This is a genomic window from Aeromicrobium sp. MLTX1, assembly GCF_046452335.1.
In the GTDB taxonomy this organism is placed as follows: Bacteria; Actinomycetota; Actinomycetes; order Propionibacteriales; family Nocardioidaceae; genus Aeromicrobium.
Map to the genome: position 1 here is coordinate 1,870,788 of NZ_JBKFDN010000001.1, position 22,230 is coordinate 1,893,017.

A 22,230-nucleotide genomic window follows, 5' to 3' on the forward strand; every position below is an offset into this window, starting at 1 on the left:
CTCATGTTACGCGCTTTCGACGGCTGTCGGGGCCGGGATTCGAGGCGCCGTAGGCTGGTGCGGTGAGCAACGACGGCAGCACGACCCTCGAGGGCACCCCCAATCCGGAGGCCCCCAACCCCCAGCTGCCGATCATGCAGAAGCTGCGCATCCGCTACGCCAAGCGCGGCCGGATGCGGTTCACCAGCCACCGCGACTTCGCCCGCGCCTTCGAGCGCGCGATCCGGCGCGCGGCGCTGCCGATCGGCCACTCCTCGGGCTACACGCCCCACCCCAAGATCTCCTACGCCGGGGCGTCGCCCACCGGTGCCGCCAGCGAGGCCGAGTTCGCCGAGATCGGGCTGACCCGCCCGATGGAGCCGGCCGACGTCCGCGCGGCCCTCGACGAGGCGCTGCCCGACGGCCTCGACGTCGTCGACGTGGTCGTCTCGCCCGGCGGCGCGCTCGCCGATCTCCTGCAGGCCAGCCGCTGGTCGATCGAGCTGCCCGACGTCTCGCCGGAGGACGCGCGCACCGCCGTCGAGGCCTTCCTGGCCCGTGACGAGGTCCTGGTGGAGCGCATGATGAAGCGAGGCCTGCGCACGTTCGACTGCCGGGCGGCGGTGGTGCGTCTCGCCGTCGATCCCCGAGCAGGCACACACGGGTGTGCGATACTGGACCTGGTCGTACGCCATGACACCCCGTCGGTACGACCGGACGACGTGATCACCGGACTGCGCACCCTGTGCGGCCTGCCGATCGAGAAGGCGCCCCTGGCGACCCGCTCGGACCAAGGGCCGCTGGATGAGCAGCACGGTACGGTCGGCGATCCGCTCGCCACCGGCCGCGACGCACCCTGACAGGTGCCGACCGCGGCGGGTCGGGCAGGTGGCCGCGTGACAGGCCGTGGCGAAGTCCTGACAGACAGACTTGAGGTCCCGCGGGACCGTTGACCAGCCCGGTGGGTGGCTGCGCCGCTGCCGGGCGAAGGAGAGCACATGCTCGATCCGAACGACGCGGCCGACACGCCCGAGACGCCCGGGGAGGACGCCCCCGAGGCGCCTGCCACCACCACGACCACCACGCGCACGCGCCGCCGCGCCGCCGGCCGGCCCGCCGGGCCGCCCGCCGCGGTCTTCGCGGCTCCGATCGAGGAGGAGCCCGAGCCCGACCTCGTCACCGACGAGGACGAGGACGCCGAGGAGGGCGAGGCCACCGAGCCCGCCCCCGTGGTCCGCACCCGCCCGCCGGTCGGCGCGATGTTCCAGGCTCCGCCCACCGAGCTGGCCCCGCCGCTCGAGCGCAAGCGCCCCGAGACCGACGACTCCGGCTCGGACTCCGACGACGACGAGGACGGCTCGGACGACGACGGCAGCGAGGGCGGCCGCCGCCGGCGCCGCCGCGGAGGCCGCCGCCGGCGCAAGAGCGACCAGGACGCCAACGACGACGACTCCGAGTCCGGCTCCGACGACGCCGAGTCGAAGGACAAGGACTCCTCCGAGTCCGGCGACGACGAGCAGTCCGGCTCGGGCTCCACCCGCCGTCGCCGCCGCCGCGCCCGTGCGGGCGAGGGCGCCGAGGGCTCGCCCGACGATCCCGAGAACACCGTCGTCAAGGTCCGCGAGGGCCGCACCGCCGAGGACGAGATCACCGGCGTCACCGGCTCCACCCGGCTCGAGGCCAAGAAGCAGCGCCGCCGCGAGGGCCGCGAGGCCGGCCGCCGCCGCGCGCCCATCGTCAGCGAGGCCGAGTTCCTCGCCCGCCGCGAGGCCGTCGAGCGCGAGATGGTCGTGCGCCAGCGCGACGACTACACGCAGATCGCGGTGCTCGAGGACGGCGTGCTCGTCGAGCACTACGTCGCCCGCGAGTCGCAGACCTCGCTCATCGGCAACGTCTACCTCGGCAAGGTCCAGAACGTGCTGCCCAGCATGGAGGCCGCGTTCGTCGACATCGGCGCGGGCCGCAACGCGGTCATCTACGCCGGCGAGGTCGACTGGTCGAACATCCAGAACGGCAAGCAGCGCAAGATCGAGGACGCGCTCCAGCCCGGCCAGACCGTGCTCGTGCAGGTCTCGAAGGACCCGATCGGCCAGAAGGGCGCCCGCCTCACCAGCCAGATCAGCCTGCCCGGACGCTTCCTGGTCTACGTGCCCGGCGGCGGCTCCAACGGCATCAGCCGCAAGCTGCCCGAGAACGAGCGCGCGCGCCTCAAGGGCCTGCTGAAGGAGGCCCTGCCCGAGAGCGCCGGCGTCATCGTCCGCACGGCCGCCGAGGGCGCCACCGAGGACCAGCTGCAGCGCGACATCGCCGCGCTGACCGCACGCTGGGAGGACATCGAGAGCAAGGTCACCGCAGGCAAGGCGCCCCAGCTGCTCTACTCCGAGCCCGACCTCATGATCAAGGTCATTCGCGACCTGTTCAACGAGGACTTCGCGTCGCTGACGATCCAGGGTGACGAGGCCTGGGACATGGTCGCGGGCTACGTCGCCCACGTCGCGCCCGACCTCGAGGAGCGCGTCAAGCGCTGGGAGGGCGACGAGGACATCTTCGCCGCGCGCCGCCTCGACGAGCAGATCCACAAGGCTCTCGACCGCAAGGTGCACCTGCCCTCGGGTGGCTCGCTCGTGATCGACCGCACCGAGGCCATGGTCGTGGTCGACGTCAACACGGGCCGGTTCACCGGCTCGGGCGGCAACCTCGAGGAGACCGTCACCAAGAACAACCTCGAGGCGGCCGAGGAGATCGTGCGCCAGCTGCGCCTGCGCGACCTCGGCGGCATCATCGTCATCGACTTCATCGACATGGTCCTGGAGAGCAACCGCGACCTCGTCATGCGCCGGCTCGTCGAGTGCCTGGGCCGCGACCGGACGCGCCACCAGGTCGCCGAGGTCACCTCGCTGGGCCTGGTCCAGATGACCCGCAAGCGCATCGGCACGGGCCTGCTCGAGTCGTTCAGCCACGACTGCGAGGAGTGCAACGGTCGCGGCGTCGTCATCCAGGACGCCCCGGTCGAGCCGAAGAAGGACGAGGGCCAGCGTCGCGGACGCCGCGGCGGCCGCTCGAACCGCGGTGGCGGCAACAACAACGGCGGTGGCAACAACGGCGGCGGCAACGGTGGCGGACGCCAGCAGCGCTCGGACAAGGGCGACCAGGCCAAGGACGAGCAGCCCAAGTCCGACGAGCCGCAGCAGGACGCCCCGAAGCCCGCGGAAGCGCAGGCCCAGGAGCAGCCCGCGCAGACATCCGATGCCCCCGTTTTGACCGACGATGGGGCGCCCGAGTAGAATCGGCAGTCGGTGCGCTCGGCGCACCCTTCAGACTTTCACGACCCAGTCTTTTTCAGTAAGTACAGAGTGAGGAATCCCGTGGTGTACGCAATCGTGCGCAATGGCGGCGGCCAGGCCAAGGTCGCGGTCGGCGACGTCATCTCGATCGACCAGGTCCAGGCGACCGAGGGCGACACCGTCCAGCTCGCCGCCGTCATGGTGGTCGACGGTGACCAGGTGACGGCCGGTGCCGACGCCTCCAAGGTCAAGGTCGACGCCGAGGTGATCGGCGGCGCCAAGGGCCCCAAGATCATCATCCAGAAGTACAAGAACAAGACCGGTTACAAGAAGCGCCAGGGTCACCGTCAGAAGTACACCCAGGTCAAGATCACCGGAATCAGCAAGTAAGGGACTGACGACATGGCACACAAGAAGGGCGCAGCCTCCACCAAGAACGGTCGCGACTCCAACGCCCAACGCCTCGGCGTCAAGCGTTTCGGCGGCCAGCTGGTCAACGCGGGCGAGATCATCGTCCGCCAGCGTGGCACCCACTTCCACCCCGGCTCCAACGTCGGTCGCGGCGGCGACGACACGCTGTTCGCCCTCGCCCCCGGCGCGGTCGAGTTCGGCACGAAGCGCGGCCGTCGCGTCGTGAACATCGTTCCGGAGCAGTGACACGCAGATCCTCCTGAGAGGGGCGGTCCGCTGATGCGGGCTGCCCCTTTCTCATTTCCCCCTCGGGGCCTCGTGCCCCACCCAGACGCATCCAGGAGACACCCATGGCGATCCCCACGTTCGTTGACCAGGTGACCCTGCACGTCTCGGGCGGCAACGGCGGGCACGGCGTCGCGTCGGTCCACCGCGAGAAGTTCAAGCCTCTCGGTGGTCCCGACGGCGGCAACGGCGGTCACGGCGGCGACGTCGTCCTCGTCGTCGCGTCCGACGTCACCACGCTGATCGACTACCACCACGAGCCCCACCGCAAGGCCACCAGCGGTGCACCCGGCGCGGGCTCGAACCGCAACGGCGCCAACGGCGACGACCTCGTCCTGAAGGTCCCGGACGGCACCGTGATCCGTGACGAGTCCGGCGAGGTGCTGGCCGACCTGGTCGGCGCCGGCACCTCCCTGGTCATCGCGGCCGGCGGTCGCGGGGGTCTGGGCAACGCTGCGCTGGCCTCCAGCAAGCGCAAGGCGCCCGGCTTCGCGCTCAAGGGCGAGCCCGGCGAGGAGCGCACGGTCACGCTCGAGCTCAAGGTCGTGGCCGACATCGGCCTCATCGGCTTCCCCTCGGCCGGCAAGTCCAGCCTCATCGCCTCGCTCTCGCGCGCCCGTCCCAAGATCGCGGACTACCCGTTCACCACGCTGGTGCCGAACCTCGGCGTCGTGCGCGCGGGCGACACCACCTTCACCGTCGCCGACGTGCCCGGCCTCATCGAGGGCGCCAGCGAGGGCCGCGGCCTCGGCCACGACTTCCTGCGCCACGTCGAGCGCTGCGCCGCGCTGGTGCACGTCATCGACTGCGCCACCGTCGAGCCCGGCCGTGACCCGCTCAGCGACCTCGACGTGATCGAGACCGAGCTCGCGCGCTACGGCGAGTACGCCGACGTCGACTTCAGCGACCGTCCCCGACTCGTCGCCCTCAACAAGACCGACGTCCCCGACGCCGCCCAGATCGCCGAGTTCGTGATCGGCGAGCTGCGCGAGCGCGGCCTGCGCGTGTTCGAGGTCTCCGCGGCCAGCCATGCGGGCCTGCGCGAGCTGTCGTTCGCGATGGCCGAGATCGTCGCCGCGCGTCGCGCCGCCGAGCCGAAGCGCGAGGCCACCCGCATCGTGCTGCGCCCGCCGGCGCCCTCGGGCGTGGGCCGCGAGTTCGAGGTCCGCAAGATCGACGGTCGTTGGCACGTCGTCGGCGAGAAGCCCGCCCGCTGGGTGCGCCAGACCGACTTCAGCAACGACGAGGCCGTCGGCTTCCTCGCCGACCGGCTCAACCGCCTCGGCGTCGAGGACGAGCTGCTCGGCCTGGGCGCCCAGGCCGGTGACGACATCGTCATCGGTGCCGCGCACGCCGGCGAGGTCGGTCGCGACGAGGTCGTCTTCGACTTCGATCCCACGATCACGGCCGGTGCCGAGGTGCTCGGCCGTCGCGGCGAGGACCTGCGCCTCGACCAGAGCACGCGTCGCACCAACGCCGAGCGCCGCGAGCTGCTCGCGGCCCGGCGCGCCTGGGAGCTCGAGGCGGCAGCCTTGCGCGCGGAGGGTCGCGAGCCCGAGCCGTTCGACCCCAGCACGGTCCTCGAGGACTGGACGATCGGTGAGGAGTACCCCGGCGACGACGAGCTCGACGACGAGGATGCCCGGTGAGGGTCGTCGTCAAGGTCGGCTCCTCGTCGCTGACGACGCCCGACGGACACCTCGACCCCGACCGGATCGGCACGGTCGTCGACGCCGTCGTCACGGTGCGTGCCCGCGGTGACGAGGTCGTCCTCGTCTCGTCCGGCGCCATCGCCGCCGGTCTCGGTCCTCTCGGCCTGCCGCGCCGTCCCCGCGACCTGCCCACGCAGCAGGCCGCGGCCGCCGTGGGTCAGCGCGCGCTGATCGCTCACTACTCCGAGGCCTTCGCGGCCGCGGGCCTGGTCGTCGGCCAGGTGCTGCTCACGGTCGACGACGTCACGCGGCGGAGTCACTACCGCAACGCCCACCAGACGTTCGCGAAGCTGCTCGAGCTCGGCGTCGTGCCGGTCGTCAACGAGAACGACACGGTCGCCACCTCCGAGATCCGCTTCGGCGACAACGACCGGCTGGCCGCCCTCGTGGCCCACCTCGTCCACGCCGACCAGCTGATCCTGCTGTCCGACGTCGACGGCCTCTACACGGGCCACCCGGACCTGCCCGACTCCCGGCCGATCACGACGGTGCGCTCCGAGGCCGACCTCGCCGGCATCGACGTCGCGCGCGTCGGCTCGGCGGTGGGCACCGGTGGCATGGTCACGAAGCTCGACGCGGCCCGGATCGCCACCGCCGCCGGGATCCCCGTCCGCCTCACCTCGGCCGCGCGTGCGGTCGAGGCCGTCGAGGGCGAGCCCGTCGGCACGCTGTTCGAGCCCACCGGCAAGCGCCGCGGCACACGCCTGCTCTGGCTCGCGCACGCCAGCGAGACCCGGGGCCGCCTCCTCCTCGACGCCGGCGCCCGGCGGGCCCTGGTCGACCGCGGCGCCTCGCTGCTGGCCGCCGGGATCGTGGGCGTGGAGGGCGACTTCTCCGCCGGCGACCCCGTCGACGTGGTCGATCCCGACGGCGCCGTCATCGCACGCGGTCTGGTCAACTACGACAGCGACGAGCTGCCCGGCATGCTGGGCCGCTCCACGGCCGAGCTCGCCGCCGAGCACGGGCCCGAGCGCGAGCGCGCGGTCATCCACCGCGACGACCTCATCCTGGTGCCCTGACGCATCACGCGGGCTTGCCCGTGACTCTCCTTCGGTGACACGGTCACCCCAGGAGGTCGGTCATGTCCGGTCAGGACGCCAGCACGGTCGTGATGGAGCTGCGCGTGCACGGCGTGCGCGGCACGCCGACGGACTCGATGCTCGGCGTCCCGGCCGACGAGGTCGTCCAGGTCGCCGGTGACGGGCGGACGGGCTTCTACCGCATCCGCGACGGGGCCGACCCGCCCCTGCGCACGCTGCCGCGCGGCATGGCGCTCGAGGCCTACTCGTGGGGCGAGCTCACGTCGGGCGTGCGCGGCGTCCTCGGCTGGGTGACCCGGGTCCTGTGGCTCGTGCTGCTCCCGTTCGCGCTGGTGAACCTCGCGTTCTGGGCCCGCACGCAGGCGGGGGAGGACAGCGGTCAGGCGCGCTGGGGGATGCGCGCGGTCCGGCTGAGCGCCCTGCTGCTCACCGTGATCGCGATGCTGACGGTCTGCTTCGTCGCGATCGACCTCGTCGCCTGGCAGTGCTTCCGCGCGAACGCCGTGGCCTGCCCCGTCCTGCCGGACGCGCTCGACCGGGTGGCCGGGCTCTCGGCGGGCGCCCGGATCGCGGTGATGTCACTCGTCCCACTCGGTGCCCTGCTCGCGCTCGTGGCGCTGTCGTTCCAGAGCCTCGCTCGGTACGAGGCCGCCGTGCACGAGGCGGACGTGACGATGACCGACGAGGAGCGCGGTCGGCCCCGTGCCAGCATCCTCGAGCACCCGCTGATGTGGCGGGGCGAGCAGCGCACCCGACGGCTGCAGCGCCTGCACGTGGCCGCCGGCCTGACCACCGTGGTGCTGTTCACCGGGATCCACGTGCTGGTGCGGGAGGGGCCGTTCCGGGTGTGGCCGACGACGGTGGCGGCGGCCGTGATCATGGCGGTCGTCGTGCTGCGGACGATGGCGGTGGACCAGGACGACCTCGAGTACCGCGACCGGCCGCACCAGGGCCGGCTCAGCCGCCGGGTCTTCCCGTGGACGGGCCCGGGCCGGCTGATGCGGCGGCTGCCGCTCGACGCTCTGGCCTGGGTCGCCCTCGGCGTCGTGGTGGCGCACCTGGCGGTGCTGTGGACGGTCGAGCTGCCCTTCGCGCAGCAGGACCTGGCCTGGTACGGCTCGAACCTGTGGTTCATCGGCCTGTTCGTCCTGCTGACGATCGTGCACGTCATCGTGTTCGTCGGCGGCCGGGTGCGGCTGCGGTGGACGTGCGTCGTCGTCCTCGGCGTCCTGCTCGTCGTGGCGTCCGGCTGGCTCGTGCCCGCCTGGGTGCTCGCGGCCGAGACGGTCGCGGCGTGGGTCGTGCTGCTGATGTTCCACCGGAACCGCAGCCGCAAGGAGCGGAACCGCCGCGTGGCCTGGGGTGGTGCCGGGGCCTCGGTGATGCTCGGAGCCGCCACCATGGTGGCCCTGCTGTTCACCTCGGCGGGTGCCGTGGCCGCGGCGAACTTCCTCAACGGCGACACCCAGACCGTGGCCGACCTCATCACCGTCCGCAACGAGCGCTCGCCCGTCTCGGCCCAGGGGGAGCGGCGGCTGGCGCTGTCGGGCGACATCCGGCTCCAGGGCGCGCGCATCGTGCTGGAGAGCGGCGCGGTCCGGGTCACCCACGGCACGATCCGCTCCGATGCGCTGTCCCGTGAGAGCGACGGGGTCGCCTCGTACTCCCTGGCATCGACCCTGGTCGACCGGGCAGTCCTCGTGCTGCCGCCGGGCACGCGGACGGTCCGGCTGGTCGGGTCGTGCTTCGGCCGCGCCGACGACCCCGCCTACCCGGCGCAGGAGCCGTGCACGGGGGAGTCGAAGGGCTTCCGCACCGCCGGCGCCCTCGACGTCTCGCCCTCCTGCGTCCGCGACGACGCACTCGTGCCGTGCCTCCGCGTCAAGGCCGCCGACGGGAAGGTGGCGCTCAAGGTCTCCGACCCGCCGCAGACGCCGATCGTCGTGCCCCAGGTGCTCGTGTGGACCCCGCTCATGCAGTCGTCGATGCTCGTCCTTGGCGGGCTGCTGACCGTCGTGATGGTGGTCCGCTACCGGACGAAGGCGGGTCCCGCGATCCGCGGGCTGGTCGGCCGCGACAGCCTCCAGGTGCCGTCGCAGGACCGCGACGGCGTGACCGACGCCCGCCTCGCCGCGGGCCTGGCGCACCGGGCCGAGCGCCTCCTGGACTGCTCGGGCATGGTGACGACGGCCCTCGCCGTGGCGACGCTCGCGCTCTCGTCGGGAGGGCGGGCGCCGTGGTCGGTCTACCCGGGGCTGCGGCCGCTCGCGACGATCTCGCTCTACGTCGCGCTGCTCGGCAGCATCGGCCTCATGATGGCCGGGGCGCGCGTCCGGCGATCGCCCACGGCACGCCGCAACGTGGGCATCCTGTGGGACGTCACGACGTTCTGGCCGCGGGCGGCCCATCCCTTCGCGCCGCCCTGCTACGCCGAGCGGGTCGTCCCCGAGATCACGGCCCGGGCGCGCTGGGCGCTCGGGGACGACCCCCGCCGTGCGGTCGTCCTGTCCGGCCACAGCCAGGGCTCGCTCATCTGCGTGGCCGTGGCGTGCCGCCTCAACGGCCAGGCGCCGCGGTTGCGGCTGCTGACGTACGGGAGCCAGGTGCGCGCGATCTACGGGCGGGTGTTCCCCGCGGCGGCGGGCCCGTCGGCTCTCGGCTACGTGCCGACGCCCGGGCCGACGCGGCTGGACGAGGCCTGGCCGGACGTGCCCGACGGGCGCCCCCAGGCCCAGCCCGAGACGACCGGCCTGCGGTACCAGCTCGCAGATCCGACGCACTGGGTGAACCTGTTCCGCCGCGGCGACCCGCTCGGCTACCGCGTCTACTCCGACCGCGACCACGCGGTGTTCGACGTCCCGACGCTCGAGGTGCGACCCGCGGGCTCGGGCGATCCCGGCTCCCTCGTGATGACGCACGGCGGGTACCAGCACTCGCCGGAGTACCGCGCGGCCATCGCGGCGTGGACGGGGGAGCCCGTGCACGTCTCCCCGGCGGATCCGGCCCGGGCGGACGCGCTCCCACCGACCTGATGCATCAAATCTGAAAAACATTGCATGTGACCCACGTCATACGGCAGGATGCGGGACGTGGACCAGACGCGGCAGGATCTCGTGCGAGCGGCCCGCCACGCGCTGATCGCGGGCGAGCCGGTCGACGTGGGCAAGGTCGCGGCCGAGGTGGGCGTCGACCGCAGCACGGTGTTCCGGCGCGTGGGCCGTCGTGACCGACTGGTCGCCGACGCGCTGTGGGAGACCACCGAGCACCTCGCCTGGCCGCGGGTCGTCGCCGCGCACCCGCCGGGTACCGAGCACCGGGCCGCGCGCGTCCTGCGGGCCTACGTGCAGCTGCTGATCGACGAGGCGTGGTTCCGTGCGTTCCTGCACCGCGACCCCGCCCGGGCGCTGCGCATCCTCACCACGTCCGAGCAGCCCAACCAGGCCCGGATGCTCACCCTCGTGCGTGAGCTCATCGAGACCGAGCCGGCCGGCCCCGTCGACCTGCCGGCCGACGAGCTCGCGTTCGTCGTCGTCCGGGTGGCCGAGTCGTTCATCTACGCCGACCTCATCACGGGCGGCACCCCCGACGCCGACGCGGCGTACCAGGTCTTCGTCGCCCTGCTCGGGTGACCGGAAGGAAAGAGAGAGAGACATGACCCCCCACGGAACAGCCGACCCCCGCTTCGACCGCCTGCGCGATCTGTTCGCCGCGAACCTCGAGTCCGGCGAGGAGCTCGGCGCCGCGATCGCCGTCGACCTCGACGGCGAGACCCTCGTCGACCTCTGGGGCGGGCACGCCGACGTCGCCCGCACCCGCGAGTGGGACCGCGACACGATCGTGAACGTCTGGTCCACCACGAAGGAGATCTCCGCGCTGGCCGTCCTCGTGCTGGTGGAGCGCGGACTGGTCGACCTCGACGCGCCGGTGGCCACGTACTGGCCCGAGTTCGCCCAGAACGGCAAGGAGGGCGTGCTCGTCCGGCACGTCATGTCGCACACGTCGGGCGTCTCGGGCTGGGAGCAGCCGTTCGTGCTGGAGGACATGTTCGACCGCGAGGCCTCCACGGCGCGCCTGGCCGAGCAGGCGCCGTGGTGGGAGCCGGGCACCGCCTCGGGCTACCACGCGCAGAACCAGGGCCACCTGCTCGGCGAGATCGTCCGGCGGGTCAGCGGCCGCACGCTCACGCAGTTCGTGGCCGAGGAGATCGCGGGCCCGCTCGGCGTCGACCTGCAGATCGGTGCCACCGAGCAGGACGACGACCGCATCGCCGAGATCGTGCCCCCGCCGCCGCTGGACATCGACCTGAGCGCCGTCGCGATGGACTCGCCGATGGTCAAGACGTTCACGGGGCCGGTGGCCGACGCGAACGCCGCGAACACGATCCCGTGGCGCCGGGCCGAGCTCGGCGCGCTCAACGGGCACACGAACGCCCGCGCCCTGGCGCGCACGTTCTCGGTCGTGTCGCGCGGGGGAGAGGTCGACGGGGTCCGGCTGCTGTCGAAGGGCACGATCGACCAGATCTTCCGCGAGCAGTCGCACGGCGTCGACCTCGTGCTGGGCGTGCCGCTGCGGTTCGGCATCGGCTTCGCCCTGCCCGAGCTGGAGACGCTGCCGTACCTCCCGGACGAGCGGATCTGCTTCTGGGGCGGCTGGGGCGGCTCGATGACCGTGATGCTCCCGGACCGTGGGCTCACCTTCTCCTACGTCATGAACAAGATGGCGCCCGGGATCATCGGCTCGGAGCGCTCCGCGGGATACATCACCGAGATCCTCGCCGCCGTGCGGTGAGCCGGCGGTCCCAGGCCAGCACGATCGCGAGTCCGACCAGGACGCCGAGCACGGTGTCGACCACCCGGTCGAACACGAGGGTGGAGGCCGGGGCGTCCGAGCCGAGGCTCACCATCAGCAGGGCGCACGGCGTGATCGCGACGAGAGCGACGGCGTAGTTGCGACCCACCAGCAGCTCGGCGACCACCTGGAGGACGATCACGACGAGGATCGTCGCGAGCGGGCTCGGCTCGAGAGCGAGCAGCCCGCCCGCGACGACCACGCCGACCGTCGTGCCGACGGCGCGGTGCAGGCCGCGCAGGACCTGGTGACCCGTGCTGGGCCCGGACGCGACCGCCGCCGCGCCGACCGCCGCCCAGTAGGCGTGCCCGAGCTCGAGCGCGACGGCGGCGGCGCCCGCCGCGCCGACGACGAGGGCGACCCGCGCGACCTCCTCGAGCGTGCGCCCACTGCGCAGCGCGCGGTGCAGGGGCGCGTCCCAGGCTGATCGCGGTCGGCGGCGCGACGGCGTGAGGGCGCCGAGCGAGCCCACCACGAGAGCCAGCACCGCGGTCGTCGCGGCCACGGCCACGTGGGGCAGGATCTCGCTCTGGGCGGCGCCGGTGCTGGACGTAGCACCCACGGCGAAGACGGGGAAGAGGGCGCCCGGCGGGTGCCACGACCACGCGATCGATGCGAGCGTGGCGAGCGCGGCCGCCGCCGTGAGCGCCAGCACGAGGACCCAGGGCCCGGCCTCCGCGGCGGCGAGCGTGGTGCCCAGCGCGACGGCCGCGACGAGCACCGTCGCGGCGGAGGTCTGCATGGCCGCGCGGGACCGGTAGGCGTTCGCCCGCCCGTACAGCGCGGTGAAGGCTCCGAAGGTGGCCGGCAGGGCGAGGTCGAGGCGACCGATCGCCCAGAGCAGGAGCAGCGGGACGCCGAAGCTGACGCCGGCCCGCAGCGCGATCCAGTGGGCGTGGCCGTGCGGCGCGAACTCGGTCAGTGACCGCCACGACCGGCGCAGTGGCGAGTCGGGCGAGGGCACCTCCCGAGCCTAGTTCGCGCCACTAGACTCGCCGCATGGGTACCGAGGTCCGTGAGGCCGCAAGACGCGCGCGCGACGCCGCGCGCGTGCTGGCGCTCGCGACGCGCAAGGACAAGGACGCGGCACTGACCGCGATGGCCGAGGCGCTCGTCGCCGGCACCGACCGCATCGTCGCGGCGAACGCCGAGGACGTGGCCGAGGCGCGCGCCGAGGGCACGCCCGAGAACGTCATCGACCGGCTCGCGCTCGACGCCGACCGCGTGGCCGCCTTCGCGCAGGGCGTGCGCGACATCGCCGCCCTGCCCGACCCGATCGGCGAGGTCGTGCGCGGCTCGACCCTGCCGAACGGCCTGCAGCTCCAGCAGATCCGCGTGCCGATGGGCGTCATCGGCATGATCTACGAGGGCCGCCCGAACGTCACCGCCGACGCCGCGGCGATCTGCCTCAAGGCCGGCAGCGCGTCGCTGCTGCGCGGCTCGCGCTCCGCCCGACGCTCGAACGCCGTCATCGTCGAGATCATGCGCGACGCCGTCGCCTCGGCCGGTCTGCCCGCCGACGTGATCCAGGCGATCAGCGCCGAGGACCGCAGCACCTCAACCGACCTCATGACCGCACGCGGCCTGGTCGACCTCGTCATCCCGCGCGGCGGCGCCGGCCTCATCCGCACCGTCGTCGAGCAGTCCACCGTGCCCGTCATCGAGACCGGCACGGGCAACGTGCACGTCTACGTGGACGCTGACGCCGACCTCGACATGGCGCTGGACATCGTCCTCAACTCCAAGACCCAGCGCAACAGCGTGTGCAACGCCGCCGAGTCGCTGCTCGTGCACCGAGCGGTCGCCGACGAGTTCCTGCCGCGCGTCGTGAAGGAGCTCCAGCACCGCGGCGTCGCGATCCACGGCGACACGGCGTTCGGCGCGTTCGACGGAGTCGACGAGGCCACCGAGGACGACTACGCCACCGAGTACCTCGACGCGCAGATCGCGGCGCGCGTGGTGGACTCGCTCGACGAGGCCGTCGACCACGTCCGCCGCTACACCTCGGGGCACACCGAGGCGATCGTCACGCGCTCGCTCGACGCCGCCCGGCGCTTCACGATGGGCGTCGACTCGGCCGCCGTGATGGTCAACGCCTCCACCCGGTTCACCGACGGCGGGGAGTTCGGGTTCGGCGCCGAAATCGGCATCTCCACGCAGAAGCTGCACGCCCGCGGGCCCATGGGCCTGACCGAGATGACCACGACCACCTACGTGGTGACCGGCACCGGTCAGACGCGCTGATAGATTGTCGCCCATGCTCGATCTGATGCTGGCCGCCGAGGAAGTGGCCGAACACGGCGAGGCCGCGATCAACCACTGGGTGGTCGGCGGCATCGCCCTCGGAGTCCTGATGCTGCTGCTGCTCATCACGTTCCTGTTCGGATTGGGTCGCGAGCACACCTGAGCATGACCGACCGTCGCCGCCGCATCGGCGTGATGGGCGGCACGTTCGATCCCATCCACCACGGACACCTCGTTGCCGCCAGCGAGGTGCAGTCGTGGTTCGACCTCGACGAGGTCCTGTTCGTCCCCACGGGCCAGCCCTGGCAGAAGACCGACCGCGACGTCTCGCCGCCCGAGGACCGCTACCTGATGACGGTCATCGCCACGGCCGCCAACCCGCGCTTCCGGGTGAGCCGTGTGGACATCGACCGCGCCGGCCTGACCTACACGATCGACACGCTGCGCGAGCTGGCCGCGACGTACCCGGACGACGAGCTCTACTTCATCACCGGCGCCGATGCGATGGCCGCGATCCTCACGTGGCGCGACCACGGCGAGCTGTTCGAGCTGGCGCACTTCGTCGGCTGTACGCGACCCGGCCACGAGATGGACGAGTCCACCCTGGAGGGCCTGCCGAAGGAGCGGGTGACGCTGGTCGAGATCCCGGCCTTGGCGATCAGCTCCACCGACTGCCGCGCACGCGTGCACAGCGGCGAGCCGGTCTGGTACCTCGTGCCCGACGGCGTCGTCCAGTACATCGGCAAGCACGGCCTCTACCAACCCCACGACCCACCGAAGGACCCCTCATGACCGCCACCGATCGCGCGATCGAACTGACTCGTGCCGCTGCTGCTGCCGCCGCCGACAAGCAGGCGGCCGACATCATCGCCTTCGACGTCTCCGAGCAGCTGGCCATCACCGACGTCTTCCTGCTGTGCTCGGCGTCGAACCAGCCGCAGATGAACGCCGTCAAGGACTCCATCGAGGAGAAGCTGCTCGAGATCGGCGCCAAGACGATCCGCCGCGAGGGCCAGCGCGAGTCGCGCTGGATCCTCATGGACTACGGCGACATCGTCGTGCACGTCCAGCACTCCGAGGAGCGCGCGTTCTACGCCCTCGAGCGGCTCTGGAGCGACTGCCCGACCATCGACCTGAAGCTGTCGTGAAGCCCGGCTTCAACCCCGGTCGCCGCGTGATCCTGTGGCGGCACGGGCGCACCGAGTGGAACGTGGCCGGCCGCGTGCAGGGCCAGACCGACATCCCGCTCGACGAGGTCGGCCGCCAGCAGGCCGTCGACGCCGCGGCCCGTCTGGCGTCGCTGCGTCCCGTGCGGATCGTCAGCTCCGACCTGTCACGTGCCGCCGACACGGCGCAGGCGCTCGCCGACCGCACGGGCTTGGAGGTCGAGCTCGACCCGCGGCTGCGCGAGCTCGCGTTCGGCGCCCGCGAGGGACTGACGTGGCGCGAGTCGTGGGAGCGGTTCCCGGCCGAGATGCAGGCATGGGCCGACGGCGACGAGACCCGCATCGAGGGCGCCGAGACGCACGCCCAGGCCGGTGCCCGCCTGGAGGTGGCGCTGCGCGACCACCTCGACGCGCTGCCGCTGGGGGAGACCCTCGTGGTCGTCGCCCACGGTGCCGTCCTGCGCACGGGCATCCTGTCGTTCCTGGGCATCGCCGAGGAGTCGTGGCGCCAGTTCGGCGGCCTGTCGAACTGCCACTGGTCGGTGCTGCAGGAGGCCCGCTACGAGGAGTGGTCGCAGTGGCGCCTCTCGGAGTGGAACTCCGGATCCTTGCCCGAGCCGGTCATGTCGGACGACGAGGCCGACGAACCCGACCCCGGTTTGGGCAACTCGGCACCGGCCGTGTAATCTTACGGAGGTTGTTAGAGGGGCATTGGCGCAGTTGGTAGCGCGCTTCCATGGCATGGAAGAGGTCAGGAGTTCGAATCTCCTATGCTCCACAGGACACAGGTCCGGATCCTCACCGAGGATCCGGACCTGCTGCTTTTCCGGGTGGTGGCGACGCCTACCAGCTGGACTTCGTGATCCCCGGCAGCTCGCCGCGGTGGGCCGCCTCGCGGAACCGGATCCGCGACAGTCCCGCCTTGCCCACGTGCCCGCGCGGACGCCCGTCGACCTGGTCGCGTTTGCGGACGCGGACGGGGCTGGCGTCGCGGGGGAGCCGGGCCAGGGCGCGCACCGCCGCGCGGACCTCGTCCGGGGTGACGGCCGTCCGGACGGCCTCCTTCAGCTGGGCCCGACGAGCGGCATGACGCGCCACGACCTGCCGGCGGCGCTCGTTCGCGACGATCTTCGACCGCTTCGCCATCAGCGCTCCTCCCGGAAGTCGACGTGCCGGCGGACGACGGGATCGAACTTGCGCAGCAGGAGCCGGTCGGGGTCGTTGCGCCGATTCTTGCGCGTGACGTAGGTGAATCCGGTCCCAGCCGTCGACCGGAGCCTCACGATCGGACGGACGTCGTGGCCGCGCCGCGCCATCAGACCCTCACCCCTCGGGCGAGCAGGTCGGCGACGACCGCATCGATGCCGCGGCGGTCGACCGTCTTGACCCCGCGGGCGCTGAGGGTGAGTGTGACGCGGCGGTTCAGGCTCGGCACCCAGTAGTGCTTCGTCTGGACGTTGACGTCGAACCGTCGCTTCGTGCGGCGGTGGGAGTGGGAGACCCGATAGCCGAATCCCGGCTGGGCGCCGGTGACCTGGCAGACACGCGACATGCGCACCTCCATGATGTAGAATGATAATCATTGTCAACTACGACGTTAGCAGGAGACCGTGAAGAAGGACATCCATCCCACCTACGAGCCCGTGGTCTTCCGGGACAAGTCGGCCGGAACGACCTACCTGACCCGCTCGACCCTCACGAGCGACGAGCGCCTCGAGGTCGACGGCGTGACCTACCCGGTCGTCGACGTGGAGATCTCGAGCGCCAGCCACCCGTTCTGGACGGGCCGCGGCCGGGTCGTCGACACCGAGGGCCGCGTCGAGCGCTTCCGACGCCGCTACGGAACCCCCAAGGAAGGAGCGAGCCGATGAAGGTGCGCAACTCACTGAGGTCGCTGAAGGACCAGCCCGGGTCGCAGGTCGTCCGCCGCCGCGGGCGCACGTACGTGATCAACAAGCGCAACCCGCGGCTGAAGGCGCGACAGGGATGACGCCGGCAGTGCCCGTGGTCCTCGTCAGCGGCGTCGAGGACGAGCCCATGGCCGCCGCGGCGATCGCCCTGCAGTGGGACCTGCCGCGCGCGGTCTCGGTGCGCCACGTCATCGACCCCGAGCGCGAGGTCCTGTGGCGGATTGTCAGCGACGCCACGGGGGTCGTCGAGCGGACCGAGATCGACGTCGAGCACGCCTGTGTGAGCTGCGCGATCCGCGAGGACGTCGTGCCGACGCTGGAGCGGCTCGGCGCCGACGGCCGCTGGGAGACCATCATCGCCCAGCTGCCCGTCACGGCGGAGGCGGTGCAGGTCTGCCGGGTGATCGGCTGGGCGCCCCACCAGGTGCCGCACGTGCGCATCGCCGCGTCACTCGTGGCCCTGTCGAGCGACACCCTGCTCGACGACCTGCTGGGCGACGACCTGGTCAACGAGCGCGACCTCGCGGTGCGCGCCGACGACAGCCGCGGCGTGGCCGAGGTCGCCTGCGCGATGGTCGAGTACGCCGACGTCGTGGCGGTCGGGGACGCGCTCGACGCCGAGGAGCGCGAGGTCCTCGAAGCGCTCGTGCGGCCCGGCGCCGCGGTCGTGGAGTCGTTCAGCCAGGTCGACGCCCGGCCGCTCGTCGTGGGCGTGCACGACCACCGTGCGAACGAGTCGTGGGTCGCGGAGGTGCGGCGCGACGCGCTGCCCGACCGCGACCTCGAGGCCGCCTGGGTGCTGGACCTCACGTCCGACCGGCCGTTCCACCCCGAGCGGCTCCGCGACGCGATCGCCGTCCTCGGCGGCGGTCCGCGTCGCTCGCGCGGCTGCTTCTGGCTGCCGTCGCGCCCCGGGCAGGTCTGCGTCTGGGACGGTGCCGGCGGACAGCTCAGCGTCGGCTCGACCGAGTCCTGGGGCCGCGCCCGCCCGCTCACCCGGATCACGGTCGTCGGCGTGGACGACGGCCGTGAGGACCTCGAGCGCGCCTTCGCCGCCTGCGTGCTGACCGATGCCGAGATGCACGAGCGCGGCCCGTACTGGGAGGTGACCGAGGACGGCTTCGAAGCCTGGCTCGGTCCGATCCGCCGCGCCGCCTGACCCGACCACACCCCCTCCGAAGGAGCCGTCATGGCCGTTCCCAAGCGCAAGCTGTCCCGCAGCAGCACCCGTCACCGCCGCTCGTCGTGGAAGGCGACGGCGGCCGACCTCGTCCCGGTCGAGATCGACGGTCGCGTCCACCGCGTGCCGCGCCGACTCGTGAAGGCGGCGCACCGGGGCCTGCTCGACCTCGACCGCCGCGGCTGAGACGGTCCCCGGCCGCTGGGCGTCTGCGCCAGACTGGTCGCATGGCGCGCTACGTGACGTACACCCAGACCGGCGGACCCGAGGTCCTCGAGGTGACGGAGGGACCCGAGCCCCTGCCCGGCGAGGGCCAGGTGCTCGTCGGCATCCGGGCCGCCGGCGTGAACCCGATCGACACGAAGCTGCGGGCCGGCATCCGGCCGTCGCCCCCGTTCGAGGAGCCGCGACGGGTGGGCTTCGACGGCGCGGGCGTCATCGTGGCGGTCGGCGAGGGCGTCGACGGCTGCGGGCCGGGCGACGAGGTGGTCCTGCAGAACACGCAGGGCACCTACGCCACCCACGTGCTGGCCGACCCGGCCAACCTCACGGCGCTCCCCGCGGGCGTCGACTTCGAGGTGGCCGCGGCGCTCGGCGTGCCGGTCTCCACGGCCTACCAGGTGCTGAACTCTCTGGGCGTGGAGACGGGCGACCGCCTGCTCCTGCACGGTGGCTCGGGCAGCGTCGGCCAGGCCGCGATCCAGCTGGCGCGCTCCCGCGGCGCGCAGGTCGTGGCGACGGCCGGCGAGGCCAACCACGACCGCCTGCGCGAGCTGGGCGCGATCCCCGTGACGTACGGCGACGGTCTGCTGGACCGACTGCGCGAGGCGGCGCCCGAGGGCTACACCGTCTCGCTGGACTGCGCCGGCACCGAGGAGGCCCTGGAGGCCAGCCTCGAGCTCGTCGACCGCACCCGCATCGGCACGATCGTCCAGGGCGCGCAGTACCACGAGCTCGGCCTGCAGGCGTGGTCCGGCGGCTCGCCCGAGCCGCTCACACCCGAGCAGCAGGGCTGGCGGAACGAGGCGCTCGGCGTCGTGCTTCCGCTCATCGCCGCCGGCTCGTTCGAGGTCGAGATCGGGACGGTGCTGCCGCTCGACCAGGCGGTCGAGGCGCATCGCCTCAGCGAGCAGGGCGGCGTGCGGGGCAAGATCGTCCTCGTGCCCTGACGCACGCCCGCGCCCACAGCAGGCGCACAACGAGCCCACATGGACGGCTGACGTGCCGTTGGTCTGCTGTTCACCATGAACTCCTACCTGGGCTACGCAGCCGACCTCGTCGCCGTCGCGGTGATGGTCTTCGTCCTGTTCCTTCCACGCGGCGGCCGCCGCGAGCTCGTCGTGGCGTACCTCGCGGTCAACGTCGGCGTCCTCGCCGTGGCGGCGGTGCTGTCCTCGAGTGGCGTCAGCGCCGGCCTCGGCCTGGGCATCTTCGGCGTGCTGTCGATCATCCGGCTGCGGTCGGAGGAGCTCTCGCAGCGTGAGGTCGCGTACTACTTCGTGGCCCTCGCCCTGGGGCTGCTGGGCGGCCTCGCGCCGGCCGACTCGTGGCTCGCGCCGGCCCTCATGGTGGCGCTGCTCGCCGTGCTGTGGGTCGGCGATCACCAGCGCTTCACGACCGGTGGCAGCCGGCAGGAGCTCGTGATCGACCGCGCCATCACCGATCGCGGCGAGCTGGCCGCGCACCTCGAGGCGCTGCTGGGCGCCGAGCCGGCGAGGATCGAGGTCCGGCGCACCGACCTGGTCAACGACACGACCACGCTCGTCGTCCACGGTGGCGCCCGATGACGCTCGTGGCCCCCGAGCGGCTCGCGCCGATCGGGCTGGACGAGCTCGTCGAGGACGCCGCGCTGCTGACGCGGGTCGACCGGAAGTACCTGGTCCCGGCGGACGAGGTGGCCGCGCTGCTGGACGCCGCTCCTCTGGGGACGCGCGAGCTGGAGATCGACGGGCGGCGCGCCTTCGCGTACCGCTCCACCTACTTCGACACCGCCGACCTCGCGGCGTTCCACCTCGCGGGCCGGGGACGCCGTCGGCGGTTCAAGGTGCGCTCCCGGTCCTACGAGGACACCGGGACGACGTGGCTCGAGGCGAAGGTCCCGGGCCCGCGCGGCACCACCGTGAAGGAGCGGATCGAGCACCCCGGGCTCGACGCGGCGTTCGTCGACGCGGCCCTGGCGGTCGGCCGGATCACGGGCGTGACGGCCGCCGACCTGCGGCCGGTCGTGGTGACCTCGTACCGACGCCGCACCCTGCTGCTGCCCGAGGGCAGCCGCGTGACGATCGACCTCGACCTCGGCTGGACGGACCTCCGCGGCGGCCGCGGCGCCCACCTCGCGCGCCCGGGGCTCGCGATCGTCGAGACCAAGAGCCCCTCCACCCCGTCGGCGTTCGACCGGCTGCTGTGGCGGCGGGGCCACCGACCCACCACCCTCTCGAAGTTCGCGGTCGGCCTGGCCGCGCTCGACCCCGACCTGCCGCGCCTGAAGTGGGCGCGCGTCCTCAAGGAGATCCGATGAAGACCTCGACCTGGAAGCACCGCATCGCCCTGTCCACCGCCGCCGCCGGACTCTTGCTGCTGTCCGCGTGCGGTGGCGAGGAGGGCGCCGCGGGATCGACCTCGACCACGGGAGCCGTGACGGCTCAGGAGGCCCTCGCCGACAACGCGGAGCCGCACGCGGACGGCGACGACGCCGAGGACAACGTCGACACCGCGAGCGCCACGACCATCACGCTCGCCGACGGCGGCTCCACCAGCTCGGACGAGAGCGCGGCGACGGTCGACGGCGACACGGTGACGATCTCCGCGGCCGGGACGTACGTGCTCTCCGGATCGCTCGACGACGGCCGCGTCGTTGTGTCGAGCGAGGGGGACGGTGAGGTGACGCTCGTCCTCGACGGCGTCGACATCACGTCGGAGTCGGACTCGCCCCTCGTCGTGACGCAGGCTGACGCGGTGACCGTCGTGCTGGCCGACGGATCGCAGAACGCCCTGTCCGACGGCGCGGGCTCGGCGGCGGACGACGAGGAGGAGGACGCGGCGAACGCGACCCTGTGGTCGTCGGACGACCTGACGATCGCGGGCTCGGGCGCCCTGTCGGTGACCTCGCAGGAGGCCGACGGCATCACGTCGAAGGACGGACTCGTGGTGCTGGGCGGCGAGATCACGGTGGAGGCCGGCGACGACGGCATCCGCGGCAAGGACTACCTCGCCCTCGACGGCGGCACGATCGAGATCCGCGCCGGCGGCGACGGCCTCAAGTCGGACGACGACACCGAGGACGGGACGGGCTACGTCCTGCTCGACGGCGCCACGGTGACGGCCGACGTCGGCGACGACGGGATCTCGGCCACGACCGATGCGCTGGTGGTCTCGGGCTCGCTCGACGTCACCGCGACCGCCCCGGCGGACGAGCAGGACCCGTCGCCGAAGGGGATCAACGCCGGAGCGATCGTCGCGATCTCCGGCGGCGAGGTCACGGTCGACGACTCCGAGGAGGCGATCCAGGGCACGGTCGTGAGCATCACGGACGGGATGGTCGACCTCACGGCGACGGACGACGGCATCAACGCGTCCAGCGGCTCGGGCGAGTCGATGGCGGCCGAGGACGGCGTCGAGCCGGTCATCGCGGGCGGCACGGTCACGGTGGACGCCGAGGGCGACGGACTGGACTCGAACGGCACCAGCACGATCACGGGCGGCACGGTCGTCGTCGACGGACCGACCCGGGACGGGAACGGTGCGCTCGACGCCGCCGGCGGAACGACGGTGGACGGCGGATCGCTCGTCGCGGTCGGCAGCGCCGGCATGGCGGAGGCTCCTGCAGACGGGTCGGAGCAGGGTTGGCTCCAGGCCAGCCTGGGCACCGCGGCCGCCGGCGCCGAGGTGACCGTGCAGGACGAGGACGGCCGAGAGGTCGCGACGCACACCCTCGCCAAGGCGGCCGCGAACCTCGTGGTCGCGAACGACGACATCGAGGCGGGGCGGACGTACACCGTGCTGGTCGACGGCCAGCAGGTCGCGTCGGTCACGGCGGGGGAGTCCACCGTCGGCGGCATGGGCGGCGGCCCCGGGGGCGGTGGCCCGGCCGGCGGTGGTCCCGGCGGCGACATGGCGCCACCCGACCGGCAGGAATGAGTTCACGCGGCGTTCAGCCTGACGCGGCCCGGAG

26 protein-coding genes and 1 tRNA gene are annotated in these 22,230 nt (G+C 72.6%); 23 read left to right on the forward strand and 4 right to left on the reverse strand.

Features of this window, described 5'->3' with window-relative positions; translation table 11 throughout:
* Nucleotides 1-62: 62 nt before the first annotated feature.
* The 9 genes from ACK99Q_RS09080 to ACK99Q_RS09120 all read left to right on the forward strand — a co-directional run bounded on the left by ACK99Q_RS09080 (nt 63) and on the right by ACK99Q_RS09120 (nt 11,499).
* Complete coding sequence (locus tag ACK99Q_RS09080) at nt 63-839, forward strand: TIGR03936 family radical SAM-associated protein (protein WP_410185806.1); 777 nt, start codon at nt 63-65, stop codon at nt 837-839.
* Between the two features lie 138 nt (nt 840-977).
* Nucleotides 978-3,263 carry an Rne/Rng family ribonuclease gene (locus ACK99Q_RS09085; protein ID WP_410185807.1) on the forward strand — a complete coding sequence of 762 codons (2,286 nt, stop codon included), beginning with the start codon at nt 978-980 and terminating at the stop codon, nt 3,261-3,263.
* 84 nt (nt 3,264-3,347) lie between these two features.
* Nucleotides 3,348-3,653 carry a 50S ribosomal protein L21 gene (gene rplU, locus ACK99Q_RS09090; RefSeq protein ID WP_179427982.1) on the forward strand — a complete coding sequence of 102 codons (306 nt, stop codon included), beginning with the start codon at nt 3,348-3,350 and terminating at the stop codon, nt 3,651-3,653.
* Between the two features lie 12 nt (nt 3,654-3,665).
* Entirely contained in the window at nt 3,666-3,920 is a 255-nt protein-coding gene (gene rpmA, locus ACK99Q_RS09095; protein ID WP_179423566.1) for a 50S ribosomal protein L27, read from the forward strand.
* 104 nt (nt 3,921-4,024) lie between these two features.
* Nucleotides 4,025-5,608 carry a GTPase ObgE gene (obgE, locus tag ACK99Q_RS09100; RefSeq protein ID WP_410185808.1) on the forward strand — a complete coding sequence of 528 codons (1,584 nt, stop codon included), beginning with the start codon at nt 4,025-4,027 and terminating at the stop codon, nt 5,606-5,608.
* The gene (gene proB / locus ACK99Q_RS09105; protein ID WP_410185809.1) at nt 5,605-6,690 is read left to right on the forward strand and encodes a glutamate 5-kinase; all 1,086 of its coding nucleotides are present in this window, start codon (nt 5,605-5,607) and stop codon (nt 6,688-6,690) included. The genes obgE and proB overlap by 4 nt, the downstream gene beginning before the upstream one ends.
* A 62-nt stretch (nt 6,691-6,752) precedes the next feature.
* Nucleotides 6,753-9,743: a hypothetical protein gene (locus tag ACK99Q_RS09110; protein ID WP_410185810.1), complete on the forward strand. Its 2,991-nt coding sequence runs from the start codon at nt 6,753-6,755 to the stop codon at nt 9,741-9,743.
* A 57-nt stretch (nt 9,744-9,800) separates the two neighbouring features.
* The gene (locus ACK99Q_RS09115) at nt 9,801-10,340 is read left to right on the forward strand and encodes a QsdR family transcriptional regulator (RefSeq protein ID WP_410185811.1); all 540 of its coding nucleotides are present in this window, start codon (nt 9,801-9,803) and stop codon (nt 10,338-10,340) included.
* Between the two features lie 22 nt (nt 10,341-10,362).
* A complete protein-coding gene (locus tag ACK99Q_RS09120) occupies nt 10,363-11,499 on the forward strand; it encodes a serine hydrolase domain-containing protein (protein WP_410185812.1) in 1,137 nt (378 codons plus the stop codon).
* Here ACK99Q_RS09120 and ACK99Q_RS09125 read toward each other — a convergent pair.
* Nucleotides 11,471-12,523, reverse strand: coding sequence for an FUSC family protein (locus ACK99Q_RS09125; RefSeq protein WP_410185813.1), 1,053 nt, complete (start codon nt 12,521-12,523; stop codon nt 11,471-11,473). The genes ACK99Q_RS09120 and ACK99Q_RS09125 overlap by 29 nt on opposite strands.
* A 35-nt stretch (nt 12,524-12,558) precedes the next feature.
* On the opposite strand from ACK99Q_RS09125, the gene ACK99Q_RS09130 reads away from it, so the two are divergent.
* The 6 genes from ACK99Q_RS09130 (at nt 12,559) to ACK99Q_RS09155 (ending at nt 15,747) form a co-directional block, all read left to right on the forward strand.
* Nucleotides 12,559-13,803 carry a glutamate-5-semialdehyde dehydrogenase gene (locus ACK99Q_RS09130; protein WP_410185814.1) on the forward strand — a complete coding sequence of 415 codons (1,245 nt, stop codon included), beginning with the start codon at nt 12,559-12,561 and terminating at the stop codon, nt 13,801-13,803.
* A 13-nt stretch (nt 13,804-13,816) separates the two neighbouring features.
* A complete protein-coding gene (locus ACK99Q_RS09135) occupies nt 13,817-13,966 on the forward strand; it encodes a hypothetical protein (RefSeq protein WP_179423582.1) in 150 nt (49 codons plus the stop codon).
* 2 nt (nt 13,967-13,968) lie between these two features.
* Nucleotides 13,969-14,595: a nicotinate-nucleotide adenylyltransferase gene (gene nadD, locus ACK99Q_RS09140; RefSeq protein WP_395486207.1), complete on the forward strand. Its 627-nt coding sequence runs from the start codon at nt 13,969-13,971 to the stop codon at nt 14,593-14,595.
* Nucleotides 14,592-14,951, forward strand: coding sequence for a ribosome silencing factor (gene rsfS, locus ACK99Q_RS09145; protein WP_269303085.1), 360 nt, complete (start codon nt 14,592-14,594; stop codon nt 14,949-14,951). The genes nadD and rsfS overlap by 4 nt, the downstream gene beginning before the upstream one ends.
* On the forward strand, nt 14,948-15,655 hold the full coding sequence (locus ACK99Q_RS09150) for a histidine phosphatase family protein (RefSeq protein WP_410185815.1): 708 nt from the start codon (nt 14,948-14,950) through the stop codon (nt 15,653-15,655). Before rsfS ends, ACK99Q_RS09150 begins: the two co-directional genes overlap by 4 nt.
* 19 nt (nt 15,656-15,674) lie before the next feature.
* A tRNA-Ala gene (locus ACK99Q_RS09155) sits at nt 15,675-15,747 on the forward strand.
* Nucleotides 15,748-15,812: 65 nt separating this feature from the next.
* On the opposite strand, the gene rpsN is transcribed toward ACK99Q_RS09155, so the two are convergent.
* The 3 genes from rpsN to rpmB are packed head-to-tail and all read right to left on the reverse strand — an operon-like array spanning nt 15,813 to nt 16,521.
* Complete coding sequence (gene rpsN / locus ACK99Q_RS09160; RefSeq protein ID WP_410185816.1) at nt 15,813-16,115, reverse strand: 30S ribosomal protein S14; 303 nt, start codon at nt 16,113-16,115, stop codon at nt 15,813-15,815.
* Nucleotides 16,115-16,285 carry a 50S ribosomal protein L33 gene (gene rpmG, locus ACK99Q_RS09165; RefSeq protein ID WP_395486204.1) on the reverse strand — a complete coding sequence of 57 codons (171 nt, stop codon included), beginning with the start codon at nt 16,283-16,285 and terminating at the stop codon, nt 16,115-16,117. Before rpmG ends, rpsN begins: the two co-directional genes overlap by 1 nt.
* The gene (gene rpmB / locus ACK99Q_RS09170) at nt 16,285-16,521 is read right to left on the reverse strand and encodes a 50S ribosomal protein L28 (RefSeq protein ID WP_410186080.1); all 237 of its coding nucleotides are present in this window, start codon (nt 16,519-16,521) and stop codon (nt 16,285-16,287) included. The genes rpmG and rpmB overlap by 1 nt, the downstream gene beginning before the upstream one ends.
* A 58-nt stretch (nt 16,522-16,579) precedes the next feature.
* Here rpmB and ACK99Q_RS09175 point away from each other — a divergent pair, with 58 nt between their 5' ends.
* The 8 genes from ACK99Q_RS09175 to ACK99Q_RS09210 all read left to right on the forward strand — a co-directional run bounded on the left by ACK99Q_RS09175 (nt 16,580) and on the right by ACK99Q_RS09210 (nt 22,196).
* Nucleotides 16,580-16,840 carry a type B 50S ribosomal protein L31 gene (locus ACK99Q_RS09175; protein ID WP_410185817.1) on the forward strand — a complete coding sequence of 87 codons (261 nt, stop codon included), beginning with the start codon at nt 16,580-16,582 and terminating at the stop codon, nt 16,838-16,840.
* A complete protein-coding gene (ykgO, locus tag ACK99Q_RS09180) occupies nt 16,837-16,959 on the forward strand; it encodes a type B 50S ribosomal protein L36 (protein ID WP_179423598.1) in 123 nt (40 codons plus the stop codon). Before ACK99Q_RS09175 ends, ykgO begins: the two co-directional genes overlap by 4 nt.
* Nucleotides 16,956-18,038, forward strand: a complete 1,083-nt coding sequence (locus tag ACK99Q_RS09185) for a GTP-binding protein (protein ID WP_410185818.1) — start codon at nt 16,956-16,958, stop codon at nt 18,036-18,038. The genes ykgO and ACK99Q_RS09185 overlap by 4 nt, the downstream gene beginning before the upstream one ends.
* Nucleotides 18,039-18,068: 30 nt before the next feature.
* Nucleotides 18,069-18,245 carry a 50S ribosomal protein L32 gene (gene rpmF, locus ACK99Q_RS09190; RefSeq protein WP_410185819.1) on the forward strand — a complete coding sequence of 59 codons (177 nt, stop codon included), beginning with the start codon at nt 18,069-18,071 and terminating at the stop codon, nt 18,243-18,245.
* Nucleotides 18,246-18,286: 41 nt separating this feature from the next.
* A complete protein-coding gene (locus ACK99Q_RS09195) occupies nt 18,287-19,228 on the forward strand; it encodes a zinc-binding alcohol dehydrogenase family protein (protein WP_410185820.1) in 942 nt (313 codons plus the stop codon).
* A 75-nt stretch (nt 19,229-19,303) separates the two neighbouring features.
* A complete protein-coding gene (locus tag ACK99Q_RS09200) occupies nt 19,304-19,846 on the forward strand; it encodes a DUF4956 domain-containing protein (RefSeq protein ID WP_179423606.1) in 543 nt (180 codons plus the stop codon).
* Nucleotides 19,843-20,577, forward strand: coding sequence for a polyphosphate polymerase domain-containing protein (locus ACK99Q_RS09205; protein WP_410185821.1), 735 nt, complete (start codon nt 19,843-19,845; stop codon nt 20,575-20,577). Before ACK99Q_RS09200 ends, ACK99Q_RS09205 begins: the two co-directional genes overlap by 4 nt.
* Entirely contained in the window at nt 20,574-22,196 is a 1,623-nt protein-coding gene (locus ACK99Q_RS09210; RefSeq protein ID WP_410185822.1) for a carbohydrate-binding domain-containing protein, read from the forward strand. Before ACK99Q_RS09205 ends, ACK99Q_RS09210 begins: the two co-directional genes overlap by 4 nt.
* The last annotated feature ends 34 nt before the right edge of the window (nt 22,197-22,230 follow it).

Coding starts and splice junctions, on each gene's coding strand:
- rpsN (WP_410185816.1), bottom strand. CDS start 16,115: ATGGCGAAGCGGTCGAAGATCGTCGCGAACGAGCGCCGCCGGCAGGTC.
- ACK99Q_RS09085 (WP_410185807.1), top strand. CDS start 978: ATGCTCGATCCGAACGACGCGGCCGACACGCCCGAGACGCCCGGGGAG.
- ACK99Q_RS09110 (WP_410185810.1), top strand. CDS start 6,753: ATGTCCGGTCAGGACGCCAGCACGGTCGTGATGGAGCTGCGCGTGCAC.
- ACK99Q_RS09135 (WP_179423582.1), top strand. CDS start 13,817: ATGCTCGATCTGATGCTGGCCGCCGAGGAAGTGGCCGAACACGGCGAG.
- ACK99Q_RS09195 (WP_410185820.1), top strand. CDS start 18,287: ATGGCGCGCTACGTGACGTACACCCAGACCGGCGGACCCGAGGTCCTC.
- obgE (WP_410185808.1), top strand. CDS start 4,025: ATGGCGATCCCCACGTTCGTTGACCAGGTGACCCTGCACGTCTCGGGC.
- rpmG (WP_395486204.1), bottom strand. CDS start 16,285: ATGGCGCGGCGCGGCCACGACGTCCGTCCGATCGTGAGGCTCCGGTCG.
- ACK99Q_RS09130 (WP_410185814.1), top strand. CDS start 12,559: ATGGGTACCGAGGTCCGTGAGGCCGCAAGACGCGCGCGCGACGCCGCG.
- rpmF (WP_410185819.1), top strand. CDS start 18,069: ATGGCCGTTCCCAAGCGCAAGCTGTCCCGCAGCAGCACCCGTCACCGC.
- rsfS (WP_269303085.1), top strand. CDS start 14,592: ATGACCGCCACCGATCGCGCGATCGAACTGACTCGTGCCGCTGCTGCT.
- ykgO (WP_179423598.1), top strand. CDS start 16,837: ATGAAGGTGCGCAACTCACTGAGGTCGCTGAAGGACCAGCCCGGGTCG.
- ACK99Q_RS09210 (WP_410185822.1), top strand. CDS start 20,574: ATGAAGACCTCGACCTGGAAGCACCGCATCGCCCTGTCCACCGCCGCC.
- ACK99Q_RS09205 (WP_410185821.1), top strand. CDS start 19,843: ATGACGCTCGTGGCCCCCGAGCGGCTCGCGCCGATCGGGCTGGACGAG.
- ACK99Q_RS09120 (WP_410185812.1), top strand. CDS start 10,363: ATGACCCCCCACGGAACAGCCGACCCCCGCTTCGACCGCCTGCGCGAT.
- ACK99Q_RS09200 (WP_179423606.1), top strand. CDS start 19,304: ATGAACTCCTACCTGGGCTACGCAGCCGACCTCGTCGCCGTCGCGGTG.
- nadD (WP_395486207.1), top strand. CDS start 13,969: ATGACCGACCGTCGCCGCCGCATCGGCGTGATGGGCGGCACGTTCGAT.
- ACK99Q_RS09185 (WP_410185818.1), top strand. CDS start 16,956: ATGACGCCGGCAGTGCCCGTGGTCCTCGTCAGCGGCGTCGAGGACGAG.
- rpmB (WP_410186080.1), bottom strand. CDS start 16,521: ATGTCGCGTGTCTGCCAGGTCACCGGCGCCCAGCCGGGATTCGGCTAT.
- rpmA (WP_179423566.1), top strand. CDS start 3,666: ATGGCACACAAGAAGGGCGCAGCCTCCACCAAGAACGGTCGCGACTCC.